General features: G+C 39.8%; 16 protein-coding genes. 11 read left to right on the top strand and 5 right to left on the bottom strand.

Annotation, left to right across the window (positions count from 1 at the left end; all coding sequences use genetic code 11):
* Nucleotides 1-21: 21 nt before the first annotated feature.
* The 9 genes from ftsB (at nucleotide 22) to rpoS (ending at nucleotide 6,491) form a co-directional block, all read left to right on the top strand.
* A complete protein-coding gene (gene ftsB, locus BTO11_RS06020; protein ID WP_105051754.1) occupies nucleotides 22-309 on the top strand; it encodes a cell division protein FtsB in 288 nt (95 codons plus the stop codon).
* Nucleotides 310-1,029 (top strand): 2-C-methyl-D-erythritol 4-phosphate cytidylyltransferase, encoded by a 720-nt coding sequence (gene ispD / locus BTO11_RS06025; protein ID WP_105051755.1) that lies wholly within the window; start codon nucleotides 310-312, stop codon nucleotides 1,027-1,029.
* The gene (gene ispF, locus BTO11_RS06030) at nucleotides 1,019-1,498 is read left to right on the top strand and encodes a 2-C-methyl-D-erythritol 2,4-cyclodiphosphate synthase (RefSeq protein ID WP_105051756.1); all 480 of its coding nucleotides are present in this window, start codon (nucleotides 1,019-1,021) and stop codon (nucleotides 1,496-1,498) included. Before ispD ends, ispF begins: the two co-directional genes overlap by 11 nt.
* A complete protein-coding gene (gene truD / locus BTO11_RS06035) occupies nucleotides 1,498-2,616 on the top strand; it encodes a tRNA pseudouridine(13) synthase TruD (RefSeq protein WP_105051757.1) in 1,119 nt (372 codons plus the stop codon). Before ispF ends, truD begins: the two co-directional genes overlap by 1 nt.
* Complete coding sequence (gene surE / locus BTO11_RS06040) at nucleotides 2,613-3,368, top strand: 5'/3'-nucleotidase SurE (protein ID WP_105051758.1); 756 nt, start codon at nucleotides 2,613-2,615, stop codon at nucleotides 3,366-3,368. Before truD ends, surE begins: the two co-directional genes overlap by 4 nt.
* Before the next feature lies 1 nt (nucleotide 3,369).
* The gene (locus tag BTO11_RS06045) at nucleotides 3,370-4,005 is read left to right on the top strand and encodes a protein-L-isoaspartate(D-aspartate) O-methyltransferase (protein WP_105051759.1); all 636 of its coding nucleotides are present in this window, start codon (nucleotides 3,370-3,372) and stop codon (nucleotides 4,003-4,005) included.
* On the top strand, nucleotides 4,005-4,589 hold the full coding sequence (locus tag BTO11_RS06050) for a YqaA family protein (RefSeq protein ID WP_105051760.1): 585 nt from the start codon (nucleotides 4,005-4,007) through the stop codon (nucleotides 4,587-4,589). Before BTO11_RS06045 ends, BTO11_RS06050 begins: the two co-directional genes overlap by 1 nt.
* A gap of 3 nt (nucleotides 4,590-4,592) precedes the next feature.
* The gene (locus BTO11_RS06055; protein WP_105051761.1) at nucleotides 4,593-5,423 is read left to right on the top strand and encodes a peptidoglycan DD-metalloendopeptidase family protein; all 831 of its coding nucleotides are present in this window, start codon (nucleotides 4,593-4,595) and stop codon (nucleotides 5,421-5,423) included.
* A 63-nt stretch (nucleotides 5,424-5,486) separates the two neighbouring features.
* On the top strand, nucleotides 5,487-6,491 hold the full coding sequence (gene rpoS, locus BTO11_RS06060) for an RNA polymerase sigma factor RpoS (RefSeq protein WP_105051762.1): 1,005 nt from the start codon (nucleotides 5,487-5,489) through the stop codon (nucleotides 6,489-6,491).
* Between the two features lie 192 nt (nucleotides 6,492-6,683).
* On the opposite strand, the gene BTO11_RS06065 is transcribed toward rpoS, so the two are convergent.
* From BTO11_RS06065 to mutS, 3 genes are all read right to left on the bottom strand, one after another.
* Nucleotides 6,684-7,133, bottom strand: a complete 450-nt coding sequence (locus BTO11_RS06065) for a hypothetical protein (RefSeq protein WP_105051763.1) — start codon at nucleotides 7,131-7,133, stop codon at nucleotides 6,684-6,686.
* 202 nt (nucleotides 7,134-7,335) lie between these two features.
* Nucleotides 7,336-8,823: a sodium/proline symporter PutP gene (gene putP, locus BTO11_RS06070; RefSeq protein ID WP_105051764.1), complete on the bottom strand. Its 1,488-nt coding sequence runs from the start codon at nucleotides 8,821-8,823 to the stop codon at nucleotides 7,336-7,338.
* Between the two features lie 80 nt (nucleotides 8,824-8,903).
* Nucleotides 8,904-11,507 carry a DNA mismatch repair protein MutS gene (mutS, locus tag BTO11_RS06075; RefSeq protein ID WP_105051765.1) on the bottom strand — a complete coding sequence of 868 codons (2,604 nt, stop codon included), beginning with the start codon at nucleotides 11,505-11,507 and terminating at the stop codon, nucleotides 8,904-8,906.
* 80 nt (nucleotides 11,508-11,587) lie between these two features.
* On the opposite strand from mutS, the gene BTO11_RS06080 reads away from it, so the two are divergent.
* Nucleotides 11,588-12,106 (top strand): CinA family protein, encoded by a 519-nt coding sequence (locus BTO11_RS06080; protein ID WP_105051766.1) that lies wholly within the window; start codon nucleotides 11,588-11,590, stop codon nucleotides 12,104-12,106.
* Nucleotides 12,107-12,215: 109 nt separating this feature from the next.
* Nucleotides 12,216-13,250, top strand: coding sequence for a recombinase RecA (gene recA / locus BTO11_RS06085; protein WP_105051767.1), 1,035 nt, complete (start codon nucleotides 12,216-12,218; stop codon nucleotides 13,248-13,250).
* Nucleotides 13,251-13,404: 154 nt separating this feature from the next.
* On the opposite strand, the gene BTO11_RS06090 is transcribed toward recA, so the two are convergent.
* Nucleotides 13,405-14,811 carry an FAD-dependent oxidoreductase gene (locus BTO11_RS06090; protein WP_105051768.1) on the bottom strand — a complete coding sequence of 469 codons (1,407 nt, stop codon included), beginning with the start codon at nucleotides 14,809-14,811 and terminating at the stop codon, nucleotides 13,405-13,407.
* Nucleotides 14,812-14,826: 15 nt separating this feature from the next.
* Nucleotides 14,827-19,281, bottom strand: a complete 4,455-nt coding sequence (gene gltB / locus BTO11_RS06095) for a glutamate synthase large subunit (RefSeq protein ID WP_105053672.1) — start codon at nucleotides 19,279-19,281, stop codon at nucleotides 14,827-14,829.
* Nucleotides 19,282-19,427: the final 146 nt, after the last annotated feature.

Genomic DNA, 19,427 nt, shown 5'->3' on the forward strand with positions numbered 1-19,427 from the left:
TCAGTTAAAAGTGATAACTCTGTGCGAATTGTTAATTTTATTTTAATCGTAGTATTTTTATTAATCCAATACCGTTTCTGGTTTGGACATAACGGCCTGCAATTTTATAGCGCTAATCGTACGGAAGTAACCAAACTTAAGTCTGGTAATGACGAATTATTAAAACGTAATGAGTTGTTAGACGCGGACGTAAAAGATCTAAAAGTGGGTCTTGAAGGTATAGAAGAAAGAGCAAGGAACGAACTCGGTATGATCCGAGAAAACGAAACTTTCTTTCGTTTAGTGCCTAGCAACAAAGAGAAAAAATAAATGGCGTTGGCCCAAACTTTCTCAGTCGTTATTCCCGCATCTGGAATTGGTAAACGCATGCAAGCCAATATGGCAAAGCAATATTTACCATTAATGAATAAAACCGTCCTTGAACATACCATCCATTGTTTTTTAGATATGCCACAGGTTGACGAAGTCGTGGTCGCAATCGCAGAACATGACGAACAGTTCGCAACGTTAGAACTAGCCAAACACCCTAAAATCCATACGGTATTAGGTGGTAAAGAACGCGCTAATTCAGTGTTTAATGCGTTGGATTATTTACGTAATAAAAATGGTTCATGGGTTATGGTGCACGACGCAGCAAGGCCATGTTTAGAGCAAAAAGATATTCTGAATTTAGCCCGCGAATGTTTTACTAATAATCATGCGGGCATTTTAGCAACTCAAGTACGAGACACCATGAAGCGTACAATTAGCAATTCAAATTTAATAAACAAAACAGAAGACCGTGAAAACTTATGGCATGCCTTAACACCGCAGTGCTGTGATGTTAAGCAATTGCATAAAGCACTTTCAGAACAAATCTCGAGTGACGGTGTAATTAATCCGGCGATTACCGATGAGGCATCAGCATTAGAATTAGCTGGTTTTCCCGTTGCAATCGTTGCAGGCAGTGGCAAAAATATTAAAATTACCCAGCCCGAAGATCTTGAGTTAGCTGAGTATTATATAAAGAGTAAAATTAATGAGTTTTAAAATCGGTTTTGGTTACGACGTTCACAAATTTGGCGAAGAAGGCCCAATAACATTAGCGGGCGTGAAAGTGCCTTATACCCAAGGTTTTATCGCGCACTCAGATGGTGATGTGGCAATCCATGCTTTATGCGACGCCATATTAGGTGCACTTGCACTGGGCGATATAGGTAAGCATTTTCCTGATACATCGGATCAATACGAAAATATAGACAGCCGCATATTGCTACGTCATGTAGTTAACCTAGCGCAGCAACATGGTTTTAAGCTTGGTAACTGTGATTTAACCATAGTGGCACAAGCTCCAAAAATGGCTCCTCATATTGAACTAATGAGAAGTACATTAGCCGAAGATTTAAACGCAGAATTAGGCCAAGTTTCAGTAAAAGCCACCACCACTGAGAAACTTGGATTTGAAGGCCGAAAAGAAGGGATCTCTGTGCATGCAGTTGTCTTAATGGAATCAGTATAATGACAGAGCAAACTTCACCGACAGCAGTATCTAAAGAAGAAACAACATCTTTACCAAGTGAGCAAACAAAAACGCCCGCTGAATTTTTCAAAGATTGGTCCTTTGAACATTGGGCCTATTTACATGGCAAACCAAAAGCCAGCGCTAAATTTAAAACCATTCCTGAAGATTTTGTTGTCACCGAAAATTTAGGTTTTGAATTAACCGGTAGTGGCGAAAACGTATTTTTATTAATAGAAAAAACAGAGCTTAATACACACCAAGTATGTGAATATTTAGCTAAGTTTTTTGGTCGCCGTTTACGAGATATAGGTTATGCCGGACTAAAAGATAAACAGTCGATATCGCGTCAATGGTTCTCAATACAAATGAACATAACTCAAAACATTGACCTTACTAAACTTGGTACTGAGAATATTCGTTTGATTGAGCATTCTCGCCATATTAAAAAGTTAAAAATAGGTGCGTTAAAGTCTAATCACTTCGACATCCTTTTGAAGGATATAACCGATGTTATCGACACAATTGGCCGTTTAGAACAAATTAAAACGCAAGGTGTCCCTAATTACTTTGGTCTGCAACGATTTGGCTTTAAAGGTAATAACCTGAACTGGGCTGACAGAATGTCGGCTGGTGAAGATATTAAGAACCGAAAGATCAAAGGCTTTGCCTTATCAGCTAGCCGTTCTTATATCTTCAATGAAGTGGTCAATGAACGTTTAAAACAAAAGCTTTTTGATAAAGCGCTGAACGGTGATGTGTTTATTCTAACTGGCTCCAACTCGTATTTCAGCCAAGATGTTGATGATAAAATCACTCAACGTTTACAAGAAAATGATATTCAGGTTTCAGCTCCTTTATTTGGTAAAGGTGAATTTGAAACCAAAGGGCAAGTGTTAGAGCTAGAAACTCAAGTGGCAGGTCAACATGCAAACTGGCAGAAAATGTTAGTGGACAATGGACTAAAACAAGAAAGACGCAGCATCTTATTAAACCCTGATAATTTAACTTGGTTGGTAAAGGGCAATGATCTGCTAGTAAGTTTTGACTTACCTACAGGCTGCTTTGCCACTTCCATTTTACGTGAATGTGTTGATTTTATTCAGGAGTATTCATGAATATATTAGTCAGCAATGACGATGGTGTTTTTGCTCCTGGTTTAGATGCTTTATACCAAGAGCTATCTAAATTAGGCAAAGTTACCGTTGTTGCTCCTGATAGAAACCACAGTGGCGCAAGTAGCTCACTGACGTTAATTAATCCATTAAGAGTACAGCAACACGCCAACGGTTTTTATAGTGTAAATGGTACACCAACCGACTGTGTGCATTTAGCCATTAGCCAGTTAATGGATGAGGCGCCAGATATTGTAGTCGCTGGCGTAAATCATGGCGCTAATTTAGGTGATGATACTTTTTATAGTGGCACCGTTGCCGCAGCAGCGGAAGGTCGTCATTTAGGCTTACCAGCCGTTGCTATGTCATTAGCCAGTCATGATGATGCAAACCTAGTTTGTGCTGCTAAGGTAGCAAAGCAAGTGGTGGAAAATTTAATAGCTCATCCAATACCGTCGGATCAAATATTAAATGTAAATGTTCCAGACGTTAGTTTTGAGCAACTCCAAGGTTTTAAAGTTACGCGTTTAGGCTCTCGTCATAAAGCAGAATTAATGCAAAAACAGCAAGATCCTTGGGGACGAGATATTTATTGGTATGGCAAATTAGGGCAAGAACTTGATGCAACGCAAGGGACTGACTTTCATGCAATTAATAACAATAAAGTGTCAATAACGCCATTAAAGATAGATATGACTGCATTTGAAAGTATAGAAAATGTGTCGGATTGGGCAGAAAAGTTGAAAAGTAATTAGTATGAATCAATTTGCAAACAGTGGTGACAAATTAGCGCAACAACTTAAGTCGTTGGGCATTAGCAATCAAAAAGTATTAGACGCTATTTCTAGCGTGCCGAGACATTTATTTGTTGATCAAATATTGGCGCATAAAGCTTATGAAAATACAGCTTTACCAATAGGCCAAGGGCAAACTATTTCACAGCCTTATATTGTTGGCAAGATGACACAAATGTTAGTTGAGCATGGTGTAACTACAGACGTATTAGAAATTGGCACAGGCTCTGGTTACCAAGCTGCTATTCTTGGTCGTGTATTTGACAAAGTCAGCTCAGTGGAACGTATACGCCAGTTACAATTTAATGCTAAGCGTAAACTACAACAGTTGGATATTTACAACGTACAAATGAAACACGGTGATGGTTGGCAAGGTTGGCATTCTAAAGCACCATTTCAAGCTATTATCGTGACAGCGGCACCAACTTCAATACCAGAGCAGCTAAAGCTACAGTTAGCAGATGGTGGATTAATGGTATTGCCTGTTGGTGGTGAAACACAGACCTTAGTTACGGTAGTTCGCCAAGGCGATGACTTTATTGAAAAGCACTGGGAGTCGGTTAAATTCGTACCTCTAGTATCTGGAGATACCTTGTAATGAAAATATTTACTTCCTTATACGATGCTTGTCTACGTTGGGCTAAACATAAGTACGCCAGTGTTTACCTTGCTGTGCTGACATTTTCTGAGTCAATATTTTTCCCAATACCGCCAGATGTTATGTTGGCGCCTATGGTATTAGCTCGACCACATAAAGCGTGGTGGTTAGCCAGTTTAACCAGTATTAGTTCAATATTAGGTGGCGTAGTTGGTTACTTATTAGGGGCATATTTATATGAGCCGGTTGTATTGCCATTTATAGAACTGATGGGATATCAGGCTAAGTTTGCAACAATTACCCAGTACTTTGTTGATTATGGTGTTTGGATTGTGTTTTTAGCAGGTTTTACACCAATTCCATTTAAAATTTTTACAGTCAGTGCCGGCATGTTGTCGATGGCATTTTTACCTTTTCTGTTCGCATCAGCCGTTGGTCGTTCAATGCGATTCTTCCTAGTTGCTGGAATTTTGTATTGGGGCGGTGAAAAGATGGAACACAAAATACGTCAGTACGTAGATATAATTGGTTGGGTTGTTATCGCCTTAATTGTACTTTTGATCGGATATAAACAAGTTAGTTAACGTATGAAATATTATTTAGTTGTCATCATTATTTTTGTATTTTTATTGTCTGGGTGTAACTCACGAAAATCCCCTGCACCTATTGTACAAATAAATAATGCCATTGCTGTCTACGATGATTCAGATAAAGGAACATTAACCAGTTCTGAATATAAAGTGCAACCTGGAGAGACGTTATATGCCATCGCATGGCAAGCGGGGATAGACTTCCGCCGTCTTGCTAGACTAAATAATATACCTGAACCGTACCAAATATTCCCTGGCCAAGTTATTTCCTTACAGGCCAGTAAAGACAAAGTCTCAGGCGATAATGATGCTAAAAAACAGGTAGTTACCAATGTAGTAACAAATACAATAAATAATAAAAAAACTATTGCAAATGAAAATTCAGTGAGTTACGGTAAAAAACAGCAAGGTCAGAAACAAATAATAATTAAACAAAAAGACCTTTTTCCTTCGAAGGTGCGCAAGTGGCGTTACCCGAGTCAAGGAAACATAATCGAACAGTACTCAACCAAGAAAAATGGTAATAAGGGTCTCGATTTTGGTGGTAAGGCGGGTGATCCAATTATTGCTGCAGCAGACGGCAAAGTGGTTTACTCTGGTAGTGCGCTTAGAGGTTACGGAAATTTAGTTATTGTTAAACACAATGACGATTATTTGAGTGCTTATGCCCATAACCGGTCTATTAATGTCAAAGAACAGGACTGGGTTAAGGCTGGGCAAGTAATTGCAGAGATGGGTGATTCTGGTACGGATTCAGTGAAGTTACACTTCGAGATCCGGCATCGTGGTCGTTCAGTAAATCCTCTCAAATACTTACCTAGGAGATAAGGACTCATCGTTAAACTAAGTGAACTATTAAGCAAGCCTTAATAGCTCCTAAAGGAGTTACACATGAGTCAAGACATAATTGTAGAGATCACACTAGATGCTGAAGATATTGATAATGAAATCAATGCTGCAGTTGAAAAAGAAATCGTAAAAGCCTCAAAAAAGAAAGCCAAGCCGGCATCTTCTGTTGCTAAATCTGAAGCTATTGCTAGCGCAGAGCAACCAAAAAGCCTAGATGCAACTCAAATTTACTTAAGTGAAATCGGATTCTCTCCACTGCTTTCAGCAGAAGAAGAAGTATTCTTTTCGCGCAAATCATTAAAAGGCTGTGAAGCTTCTCGTAAGAGAATGATTGAAAGTAATTTACGTTTGGTTGTCAAAATAGCCCGTCGTTATAATAATCGTGGATTAGCTTTATTAGACTTAATCGAAGAAGGAAACCTAGGTTTAATTCGTGCGGTTGAGAAGTTCGATCCAGAACGTGGCTTTAGATTTTCTACTTATGCAACATGGTGGATACGTCAAACAATTGAACGTGCCATTATGAATCAGACTCGCACAATCCGTTTACCAATTCATGTAGTAAAAGAACTTAATGTTTATTTACGTACCGCACGTGAACTAGCTCAAATATTAGATCATGAACCAACGGCAGAAGACATAGCTGCAAAGCTAGACAAGCCAGTTGAAGACGTGTCTAAGATGTTACGTCTTAATGAAAAAATTAGCTCAGTAGATACACCAATCGGTGGCGACTCAGACAAAGTATTACTAGACATTATTGCTGATAATGTTGGTAAAAGTCCTGAGAAAAAAATCACTGACGACGACATTAGTAGCAATATCGTTCATTGGTTAGAGCAACTTAACCCTAAACAAAGAGAAGTGTTGGCGCGTAGATTCGGCCTACTAGGTTATGAACCTTCTACTCTAGAAAATGTGGGAGCTGAAATAGGCTTAACTCGTGAACGAGTTCGTCAAATCCAAGTTGAATCTCTACGTCGACTAAAAGACATGGCAACACAAGAAGGCCTAAGCATGGCTTCTTTATTTGCTGTAGAAGCCTAGTTAACTAATAGTCAATAAAGTATCCCAACCTTACGAAGCCCGCGTTTAGCGGGTTTTTTATTGATTGGAAAAGCAGCTTTAGGGTTTGAAGGCTTGAGGGCTATAAGGCTGTAAGAATGGCTGCGCCACAAGCTTTAAGCTGTAAGTTAAAAGCAAATTATAAGAGCTCTGATTTTATATTTGGCATAAACCTTACTTTTTATTAATCTTCGCTGAAAAATACTCAAAGTCTTGGCCTTCTTTTGATTGAAAACAAGAGCCTGATCTTTTGATTAATCCTGCCATATTAACTTCCCCCGTTTTCATAATTTGAAACGCTGTGTATTCTGAGAAGCAGGTTTCTAGTTCTGTATGATTATTTTCAACAAAGACGATATAACCTCCATTTATAAATTTAGTATTTACAATTGAAGTATGAGGGTGGGTGACTATCCGACACTTTTTAACAGCATTCACAGAAGTGTGAAAAGGACTCTGTACCGAGCTCTTGCCAGATTTATTTGTAATATGTATGTTACAGCTCTCATCTAAGTTAATAGCAGTGTCAAACACTGAGAAGCTATCTGATGTACTTGCGCTCACATAGCCAGATAAACTGATAAAAACAAAAATGCTTATTAATTTAATAGCTTTAATTTTCAAGATCACTAATTCCTAAAGTCATATTGTTAACACCTAAATCATATCTTTATATGGTTTTAATATCCCAACAATCAGAGTGCACTACAAGCAATAAAAAAAGCCGATGACATGTTAAGTGTCATCGGCTTTTTTAGTATTAGCTCACGGTTAATTACATGCTTGTTTAATTCACCGTATTTTTAGAATATGGCTAGAGCAGAGTTTATTTGAACTCTTGTTCAACTTCGTCAAACAGCTCTAACACTTCTTGTTCTTGTTGTGGGTTCATTATCGTTACAACGTAAATAGCGATAGATGAACAAATAAAGCCTGGGACTATTTCATACATCCAGCTGCTTAATGATTGTCCGTCAATAGTGAATGGTGCATAAATCCAGATAAGAACCGTAACCGCACCAATAATCATACCTGCGGTAGCAGCTTGTTTAGTCATTTTATTCCAGAAAAGACTAAAGATAATAAGTGGACCAAACGCCGCACCAAAACCTGCCCAAGCGTTACTTACTAAGCTTAATACTGAGCTGTCTCTGTCTAGCGCTAATATCCCAGCGACAACAGACACTAACAATACAGATAAACGACCAACCATTACCAATTCTTTATCTGACGCATCGCGCTTCACAAACGTCTTGTAAAAGTCGTCAGTTAAAGAGCTTGATGACACAAGAAGTTGTGAACTTATGGTACTCATAATCGCAGCCAATATAGCAGCTAGTAAAAAGCCAGTTATTAAAGGATGGAATAATACATTTGAGAAAACCAAGAAAATAGTTTCTGGGTCTATTTCACCAAGATCAAACTTATTCACATAAGCTACACCAGTAAAACCAACGGCTAGTGCGCCAACTAACGCAACAAACATCCAACCCATACCAATATTACGCATTGTCGGCATGTCTTTAACTGAACGTAATGCCATGAATCTAACAATAATATGAGGCTGACCAAAGTAACCTAAGCCCCAAGCCATGCTAGATACAATTGCAATTAAACTGAGTCCTTCAAACCAATCAAAGTAGGTTGGGTTGACCGCGCTAATGATAGATGTCATTTCAGATAAACCGTCAAACTGAGTAAAGGCAATAGCAGGAACCAGAATTACGGCGACAAACATGATGCAGCCTTGTACAAAGTCAGTAAGGCTTACCGCTAAGAATCCACCAAACATGGTATAGGCCACAACAACGGCGGCGGTAACAATAAGACCAACAGAATAATCTAAGCCAAATGAGGTTTCAAATAATTTACCGCCAGCAACTAAGCCAGAAGAAGTATACAAAGTGAAGAAGATAATAATAACAGTGGAGGCAATTAAACGAAGGGTTAAAGTTTGGTCATTAAAACGTTTAGCAAAATAATCTGGAACGGTGAGGGCATCTTTGGCTTTTTCGGTAAAGACTCTAAGTCTTGGCGCCACCACTAAATAGTTAACTAACGCACCAAGGAATAATCCAAAAGCAATCCAACTACTGCTTAAGCCGGAAACAAACATCGCGCCGGGCAATCCCATCAAGATCCAACCACTCATGTCAGAAGCACCTGCCGACAAGGCTGCAACTGCTGGAGGTAATGAGCGTCCGCCAAGCATGTAACCAGATAAGTCAGAAGTGGATTTGCGATAAGCGTATAAACCTATCGCTAACATAGCTATAAAATACAGGCCGAGAGTGATGTAAGTAGAATAATGCATAAAAGTCCTCGTTGTTTATTTTCCACCAAGGGTATCACAGTCACAAATATTCTACAGGTCTGCACTGTAATTTGATTTTATTAACTTTTTAGTTTGTTTTTTAACTCACTGATTAATTGCCATGCTTGTCTTGGTGATAACTCGTCTAAGTCAGTATTGTTTAGAATATCAGTAATATCCGACTGACTGGTACCAACCAATGACATTTGCTGGTTTGCTTCAACCTCTGGCACTTGTTGTGGTGCTGGCAGTGTATTTGACTCTAAGTGATGCAATTTGTTTTTGGCAAAGGCTAATACTTCGTTTGGTAAGCCAGCTAATTTAGCCACTTGAATACCAAAGCTTTTACTTGCCGCGCCATCATGTACTGAATGCATAAATACAATATCATCACCGTGTTCATGCGCATCCAAGTGCACATTAACTACGCCTGGTTGAGTATCGGCAAATTCAGTTAGTTCAAAGTAATGGGTGGCGAATAAGGTAAGGGCATTTATCTTAGTGGATAAATAGTGGGCACTGGCCCAAGCCAGGCTAAGACCATCGTAAGTGCTGGTGCCTCGGCCTATTTCATCCATTAACACTAAACTGTTTTGTGATGCGTTATGCATGATGTTGGCCGTTTCTGTCATTTCTACCATAAAGGTAGAGCGACCAGAGGCTAAGTCGTCCGACGCGCCAATACGGGTAAAGATACGGTCTATCTCGCCGATTTGAGCTGATTCCGCCGGCACAAAACAACCAATGTTAGCCATTAACGTAATAAGTGCAATTTGACGCATGAAGGTTGATTTACCGCCCATATTCGGGCCTGTAATAACCGCTAACTTACGATCTGAATGTAAATGCACCGGATTAGCAATAAACGGTGTTTGCATTACCTGCTCAACCACAGGATGACGACCCGCTTCAATTTTAACAACTCGTCCTGCTACTAATTCAGGTTTATTGTAATTTAGCGTTTCAGCACGTTCGGCAAAGTTGGTTAATACGTCAACTTGCGCAATAGCATCTGCGGTAATTTGCAGTTCTTCAATAACATCGACAAGTTGGTCCAGCACGGATTCGTATAAACGCTTTTCCAATGCCAGTGCTTTGCTTTGGCTAGACAACACTTTTTCTTCGTGTTTTTTTAACTCTGGAATAATGTAACGTTCGTTATTTTTTAATGTTTGGCGTCTTACGTATTCTGCCGGAACTCGCTCAGAATAGGCTTTGCTTATGTCGATATAAAAACCGTGTACCTTATTAAAGCCAACTTTCAGCGTGTTAATGCCAGTGCGTTCTCTTTCCGATATTTCTAGCTTGTCGATAAAGCTAGTGGCACCTGCACTTAACTCGCGCCATTCATCTAATTCTGCATTATATCCTGGGGCGATAACGCCACCGTCTCTTATTAATACCGGAGGACTTTCAATAATCGCACTTTCCAATAACGCTAATATCTCTGGATATAATTGGATTTGATTGTTTAACGACTTAAGACGAACCGCCTGGTTATTATCTAATTCTTGTTTCAGGCTCGGCAGTACTCTAAATGCATTACGCAAACGCGCTAAATCACGTGGGCGGGCAGAGCGCAGCGCTAAGCGAGCAACTATGCGCTCAATATCACCAATTTGTTTAAGTGGGTCTTGGATTAAGGTGTCATTACCAAGGGTTAATATGTCTTGTACTGCGTCTAATCTGGCGTTTACTTCTAATTGATTGCGTCTTGGTAAATGTATCCAACGTTTTAGTAAACGACTGCCCATCGCGGTTGCCGTTTTATCTAACACTTGCGCTAACGTATTGTCTGTACCGCCAGAAAGGTTTTGCGTGAGCTCTAAGTTACGACGTGTTGCCGAGTCTAAAATAATAGTTGAGTCGATAGACTCCAACGTAATAGAACGAATATGCGGCAGGGCAGTTCTTTGCGTGTCACGTACATACTGCATTAAGCAGCCTGCTGCACAAATAGCCACAGGCGCTTTGGTAATACCAAAACCTTGTAAGTCTTTGGTTTGAAATTGTTGTACTAAAACACGCTCACAGGTTTCTAAGTCATATTCCCAAACAGGACGACGACGTACACCTTTAAAGCCATTTAACACCTGCATCTGCGAAAAGTCTTCTGGATATAAAATTTCGGCAGGTTGTAAACGAGTTAAGGTTGCAGACAAGTCAGCAAGTTGTTCAAACTGATTGATAAGAAAACGGCCACTGTTGATATCTAAATAAGCAACACCGTAAGTCTCAGCAGAATTAGCTCTAGGTTTATTGGCGAATACAGCACAAATTAAATTGTCGAAACGTTCGTTAAGTAAATTTTCGTCACTAACAGTACCAGGCGTTACTATGCGAACCACTTTTCTGTCGACAGGGCCTTTGCTGGTGGCAGGGTCGCCAACTTGCTCACAAATAGCAACGGACTCACCTAGTTGTACTAATTTAGCCAAATAGTTATCAACGGCATGATAAGGCACGCCAGCCATTGGAATTGGTTCGCCCGCCGATGCACCGCGTTTAGTAAGCGAAATATCTAACAGTTCAGACGCTCGTCTAGCATCGTCATAAAACAATTCGTAGAAATCACCCATCCTATAAAACAGCAAAATATCTTTATGATCTTTTTTCATGTTTAAGAACTGTTGCATCATAGGTGTGTGGCTAGCGATATTTTCTGGACTGAATAAGTTTGACATTTGGCTTAATGAAATTTGTGACTAATGTTGTATATTGTCACAGATCAGCGGCATAGTGTCTCGTAAAAAGTATAAGGAATCTGGAATTGATTGAAATTGAATCGTTAAGTAAACAACTGGGAACCGCTTTACTAAATAAAGGTTGGACAGTAACCACCGCAGAATCTTGTACTGGAGGCGGCGTTAGCCAAGCGATAACTGCGATTGCAGGCAGTTCTAGTTACTTTGATTGTGCTTTTATAACCTACAGTAATGATGCAAAACATAAGTTGGTTAATGTGCAGCAAGCAACGTTAGACAAATATGGGGCTGTGTCGGAGCAAACGGTTATTGAAATGGCGCAAGGTGCAGCAAACATTGCCAATGCCCAAGTAGGTATTTCAGTTAGTGGTGTTGCAGGTCCTGGTGGTGGTTCAAAAGATAAACCTGTAGGCACTGTTTGGATTGCTGTTTTTATACAGTACCTACTGGATGAAAAGATAATAAAACACAGTAAAACTCAACTTTTTTGTTTTGACGGTGATAGAAATGACGTAAGAGAGTCTACCGTGAAAGCCTCATTAAATATGGCTGTTGAGAGTATTTTGGAAATTAAATAAAAATAATAATAAATTTTTATTGATACTGTTTAATTATACAGTATACTTTGTCGCATAGTTAAGTTGAAACATCATCAACAAATACAACAAGTCATGTTCGGAGACAGTAATGGACGCAAATAAAGAAAAAGCATTAGGCGCAGCACTACAACAAATTGAAAGACAATTTGGTAAAGGCTCAATTATGAAATTGGGTGACAGTAATGCTTTAGATATTGAATCTATATCTACAGGTTCATTAGGCTTAGATATCGCGTTAGGCATAGGCGGTTTACCTTGTGGACGTGTTGTTGAAATTTACGGTCCAGAATCATCAGGTAAAACAACATTAACATTACAAGTTATTGCTGAAGCTCAAAAAGCCGGTAAAACTTGTGCCTTCGTTGATGCTGAACATGCATTAGACCCAATTTATGCGTCTGCGTTAGGTGTTAACGTTGACGAGTTATTAGTTTCTCAACCAGATACTGGTGAGCAAGCTCTAGAAATTACAGATATGTTAGTTCGCTCTGGCGCAGTTGATGTATTGGTTGTCGATTCGGTAGCTGCATTAGTTCCAAAGGCTGAAATTGAAGGCGACATGGGCGACTCGCACATGGGTCTACAAGCACGTCTTATGTCACAAGCGTTACGTAAATTAACGGGTAACATTAAGCGTTCAAATACTTTATGTATCTTCATTAACCAAATTCGTATGAAAATTGGTGTTATGTTTGGTAACCCAGAAACAACAACAGGTGGTAATGCACTTAAGTTCTATGCTTCTGTTCGTTTAGATATCCGTCGTATCGGTTCTGTTAAAGAAGGCGATGAGGTTATTGGTAACGAGACCCGAGTTAAAGTTGTTAAAAATAAAGTTGCTCCACCATTTAAACAAACTGAATTTATCATCATGTATGGTAAAGGTATTTCTAAAGAAGGTGAGTTAATTGACCTTGGTGTTAAGCATGGCGTAGTTGATAAAGCTGGTGCTTGGTATGCTTACAACGGTGATAAAGTTGGTCAAGGTAAAGCAAACTGTATTAAATACTTGAAAGAGAATGTGGCAATAGCCGAAGAAATTGAAAAGAAACTTCGTGATATGTTGTTATTAAAAGCAACAATCAAAGAAGATGATCTTCTCCCTGAAGATGGTGAAGCATAAGATACTTGCTTGATGCAGATGATTTCTCAGGATTAAAACTTAGTTAATAATAGAAAGCCGCTTAAGTAAGCGGCTTTTTTGTTATCTAGGCTTAAATGAGAAACTTGAGCCTCGCAACTCGCAACTCGAACCTCGAATCTCGCAGCTAGAACCCTTAAACCTCTAACATATCCAATATACCTTCTGCCGCTTTTCTGCCTTCAGCAATAGCCGTTACCACTAAATCAGCACCTCTAACAATATCGCCACCGGCAAATATTTTAGGGTTAGTTGTTTGGTATGGATATTGTGACTCTTCATTGGCTTTGATTGTATTCCAATCTGTTAATTCAACTTCGTATGGCGTTAACCATTCCAAGTTTAACGGTTGGAATCCAAATGCTTGAATAACAGCATCAGCTTCTACAATGTATTCAGAACCTTCAATTGCTTCTGGTCTACGACGACCATTTTCATCAGGTTGACCAAGTTGTGTTTTTACAAACTTAACACCACAAGCTTTACCGTCAGCACCTAATTCAATTGAAATCGGTTGTGCATTCCATAAAAACTCGACGCCTTCTTCTTTGGCATTTTGTACTTCACGGGCAGAGCCTGGCATGTTTGCTTCATCACGACGATAGGCACAAATAACATTGTCAGCATCTTGTCTTATGGCTGTTCTTACACAGTCCATCGCAGTGTCACCACCACCTAAAACCACAACTTTCTTACCTTTGAAATCAATGCAAGAATCAGTTGTTCCCATTACTTGGCGAGTATTGGAAATCAAGTATGGTAAAGAGTCGTAAACGCCTTCAGCTTCTTCGTTCGGTAAGCCACCGCGAATGTACTTATAAGTACCTACGCCAAGGAATACAGAATCAAAGTCATCTAATAAGGTTTGGAAATCGACATCTTTACCAATTTCAGTGTTAAGAACAAATTCAACACCTAGGCTTTCAAAGATTTCACGACGGCGAACCATCACTTCTTTTTCTAATTTGAAAGAAGGAATACCAAAGGTTAACAAGCCACCAATTTCTTCGTACTTGTCATACACAACCGCTTTAACACCGTTACGTACTAATACATCAGCACAAGCTAAACCAGCAGGGCCCGCACCTATAACTGCAACTCTTTTATCTGTTAACTCAACACCTTCAATACTTGGACGCCAACCCATTTCAAATGCTTTGTCATTGATGTATTTTTCAATACTACCAATAGTTACCGCACCAAAATCGTTGTTTAAAGTACATGCGCCTTCACATAAGCGGTCTTGTGGACAAACACGTCCACAAACCTCAGGTAAGCTGTTGGTCTTGTGAGACAGCTCAGCAGCTTCAATGATCTTTCCTTCATTGGCTAGTTGTAGCCATTGAGGAATGTAGTTATGAACTGGACACTTCCATTCACAATAAGGATTACCACAGTCAAGACAACGATCTGCTTGACCTTTAGCCTGTGCTTCTTGCATAGGCTGGTAAATCTCAATAAATTCTTCTTTACGAACCTTAACCGGATGTTTAGTCGGGTCAATGCGCTTTACGTCGATAAATTGATATACATTTTGACTCATAAGTTTTTCCTCGCTCTACATTGCCTGAACACGTAGCTCTGCAGAAGAGCGGTGACGGTGACCTAACAGTTCATTTACATCTGAAGTTTTAGGTTTAATAAGTTTGAATTTTGGTAACCATTGTTCGAATTCAGCTAAGATCTGCCCTGAACGTTCACTTTGAGTTTCTTCAAAATGCTGGTTAATTAATCCACGTAGATTTTCAGCATGAATAGACATATTAATGTCTAGTGCTTCAATAAGCTCATGATTCAATCTGTTTTTAAGGTGGTCGTTATAATCAAGGATATATGCAAAACCACCTGTCATACCTGCACCGAAGTTAACACCGATATCACCAAGGACAACAATTTGTCCGCCTGTCATATATTCACAAGCATTGTCACCAACGCCTTCAACAACAGCAACGGCTCCAGAATTTCTTACGGCAAAACGTTCACCTGCACAACCAGCCGCTAATAACCAACCGCCTGTTGCACCGTACAAACATGTATTACCCATAATAGCTGAACGATGACTAATATAACGCACACCTTTTGGAGGATGAATCGTTATCTTACCGCCTGCCATGCCTTTACCAACGTAATCATTTGCATCGCCAATTAAGTGAAGATAAACACCGCCTGCGTTCCAAACACCAAAGCTTTGACCGGCAACACCAGTACAATGAAGCGTGATTGGGTCTGTAGCCATACCTTGGTTTCCGTGAGCATCAGCCACTTCACCAGATAATGTTGCACCTACTGAACGGTCGGTATTACGGATATCGTAATAGAAATCGCCACCTGACTTACGGGCAACAACGTCTTTTGTATCAGCAACAATTTTCAGATTCAAATCACCATTGTCTAATGGTTCATTTTTCGCAACACAATAACTTGGATGTTCAGACTTAACGCCACTTGAAGCAAGTATGCCAGCAAGTTGCAGTTTGTTTTGTTTCTCTGTTTTACCAGCAATTATCTCAAGTAAATCTGTACGACCTACCAAATCTTCAAGCTTAGTAATGCCGATGGAGGCCATGATCTCTCTAACTTCTCTGGCAACGCCAATGAAGTAGTTTTCAACCATCACAGGTAACCCAGCAAAGTAATCTCTACGTAGGTTTTCATCTTGAGTTGCAACACCTGTGGCACAGTTATTCAAATGACATATACGTAGGAATTTACAACCTAAGGCAACCATAGGCCCTGTTCCAAAGCCAAAGCTTTCTGCACCTAAGATAGCGCCTTTGACTACGTCTAAACCAGTTTTTAAACCGCCATCAACTTGCACTCTCACTTTATGACGTAAACCATTTTCAACAAGAGCCTGGTGAGTTTCGGCTAAGCCTAATTCCCACGGACTACCCGCGTATTTAACCGACGATAAAGGACTCGCTGCGGTACCGCCGTCAAAACCAGAGATAGTGATTAAGTCAGCATTTGCTTTAGCAACACCAGTGGCAATAGTTCCAACACCAGGTTCAGATACTAATTTCACTGACACAAGGGCTTTTGGATTAACTTGTTTTAAGTCGAAAATAAGCTGAGCTAAATCTTCAATTGAATAAATATCGTGATGAGGTGGAGGTGATATTAATGTTACACCTTGTACTGAATAACGAAGTTTTGCGATTTCTGCAGAAACTTTATCACCCGGTAATTGACCACCTTCACCAGGTTTTGCGCCTTGGGCAATTTTAATCTGCAGCACTTCTGCATTACGTAAGTAATGAGGTGTTACACCAAATCGACCAGATGCAATCTGTTTAATTTTAGAATTTTTATCTGTTCCAAAACGGCGAGGATCTTCACCACCTTCACCTGAGTTAGAACTGCCACCAAGCTTGTTCATTGCTTGCGCAAGTGCTTCGTGTGCTTCTGGACTTAATGCACCAATAGACATAGCGGCAGAGTCAAAGCGACGGAATAAGTGACTTGCATCATCCACTTCATCGATTGAAATAGGCGTTTGTTTTTTCAGTTTCATCAAGTCTCTAAAATGAGCCGGACTACGGTCATTAACTAAGCTTGAGAATTTTTGATAATCGCTATAGTTACCAGATTTAACAGCCGTTTGTAACGACTGAACTACGTCAGGGTTATAAGCGTGATATTCACCGCCATGAACGTATTTTAATAAACCACCGTGGGCAATACTCTTACGTTTTAACCAAGCGTCTTTTCCGTTAAGGCATAACTCTTTATGGATATCTTTGAAACTTGCGCCTTCAACACGTGATGTGATGTTAGGGAAGCAAAGCGCCATAATATCTGAGTCTAAACCAACGGCTTCAAATAAGTTTGAACAACGGTAGCTAGCAATCGTCGATATGCCCATTTTAGACATGATCTTAAATAAGCCTTTCTTAATCCCTTTACGGTAATTAATTACAGCTTCTTTAACTGGAATATCTATGCTGCCATTTTCGACAAACTGCTCTACAGTTTCATACGCCATGTATGGGTAGATAGCAGTTGCACCTAAACCTAATAAAACAGCAAAGTGATGTGAGTCTCTTACTGATGCAGTTTCAACAACAATATTCGCGTCACAACGTAAGTGTGTTAACACCAACGTATTTTGCACAGCACCAACTGCCATTGCCGCAGGAATAGGCACTAGACCTTTTTCTATTGAGCGGTCAGATAGTATTATTATTGCAGCGTTACGGTCTCTTGCCGCTTCTACGGCTGTCTGACACACAGATTCGATTGCTTCTTTTAAGCTTTTCTCTTCTGGGTTGTAAAGAATAGAGACAGTTTCAGTGTAGTAATGTTCTTCATCAAACTCTTTTAATTGGTCTAAGTCGGTATACATTAATACTGGTGATTCCAATAACACGCGATGTGCGTAACCAGAGGTCTCGTTGAATACGTTTTGTTCACGGCCGATACATGTTGCCAATGACATAACGTGATTTTCACGTAATGGGTCTATTGGTGGATTGGTTACCTGTGCAAACAATTGACGGAAGTAATCATAAAAATTACGTTTTTGGCTAGACATAACCGCCATAGGTGCATCATCACCCATAGAGCCTGTCGCTTCTTGTCCGTCTTTGGCAAGCACTTTCATTACTTGTTCAATTTCTTCAAACGAGTAATTAAATAGCTTGTGATAAACCGCTTGAGTTTGGTCGTCAAACAGACGTTGGCCTATTTGTTCGCCTTCACATTCTTCAAATGGTTTTAATCGACAAATGTTTTTCTCTAACCATTCTTTATACGGATGACGACCTTTAAGATCGTTATCTATCTCGTTTGAGTGCCAAACTTTGCCAACATAGGTGTCAACTGCAAGCATTTGACCTGGACCAACACGACCTTGCTCAATAACTTCATCAGGTGTGTAATCCCAAATTCCAGACTCAGACGCTAAGGTCAGTATCTTGTCTTTAGTAATAGTGTAACGAGCAGGGCGCAGACCATTACGGTCTAAGTTACAAGCTACGTGACGACCATTTGTCATTACGATACCAGCAGGGCCATCCCATGGTTCCATGTGCATAGAGTTAAATTCGTAGAACGATTTTAACTCAGCATCCATCGCTGGATGATTTTGATACGCAGGCGGAACTAATAAACGCATAGAGCGGAATAAATCTAAACCACCGGCCAAAAATAGCTCAAGCATGTTATCTAACGAGCCTGAGTCACTGCCAGTTTTGCTAACAAATGGCGCTGCATCTTGTAAATCAGGAATTAGAGGTGAGCGGAATTTATATTCACGAGCTTGTGCCCACTGTCTGTTACCTTTAATCGTATTAATTTCACCGTTGTGAGCTAAAAATCTGAACGGTTGAGCTAAACGCCATTGTGGTGTTGTATTAGTAGAGAAGCGCTGATGGAATACGCAGATGGCGGTTTCCAATCTAATGTCAGCTAAATCCAAATAAAACCTTGGTAAATCTTTAGGCATGACTAAGCCTTTATAGATAGTTACCAAACAACTTAAACTCGGGATGTAAAAATCCTCGTCGTCTTCAAGTTGTTTTTCTATTCTACGTCTAGCCATATATAAGCGACGTTCAAAATCTTTTTTACGCCAGCCAGATTGAGCATTAACAAATACTTGCTCAATTTGCGGTAATGATGCTGCAGCTATTTCACCTAAAATATCAGGATTGGTTGGAACTACGCGCCAGCCAACAATTTCTAAGGTCTCTTGCTCAATTTCTTTTTCAATGATCTTTTTGGCTCTAGCCGCTTTAATCGGATCTTGGCTTAAGAATATGACACCAACGCCAAATTTCTTACCTAAATGCCAGCCGCTTTCCTCAGCTACTGCTCGGAAAAACGCTTCAGGCTTTTGAATTAGTAAACCACAACCATCGCCGGTTTTACCGTCGGCAGAAATACCGCCACGATGTTGCATTCTATCTAAGCTAGTAATCGCAGTGCGCACTATCTTATGGCTAGGCTCACCTTCAAGATGAGAGATCAAACCAAAGCCGCAGTTCTCACGAACATCTTGGCTGTTGTGCATTAATTGTATTTTTTTAGAACCAGTGTTATTCAAGCTGGTATCCTCCTCTAAACCAAGCAACCATTTATAGGCGTTTTTTATCGCCTTTTATTATGTATTTCCAAACGCTTTTTTATCGTCTTTTATTAAGTATATATGAAATATGG

Source organism: Psychrosphaera saromensis, assembly GCF_002954545.1.
In the GTDB taxonomy this organism is placed as follows: Bacteria; Pseudomonadota; Gammaproteobacteria; order Enterobacterales; family Alteromonadaceae; genus Psychrosphaera; species Psychrosphaera saromensis.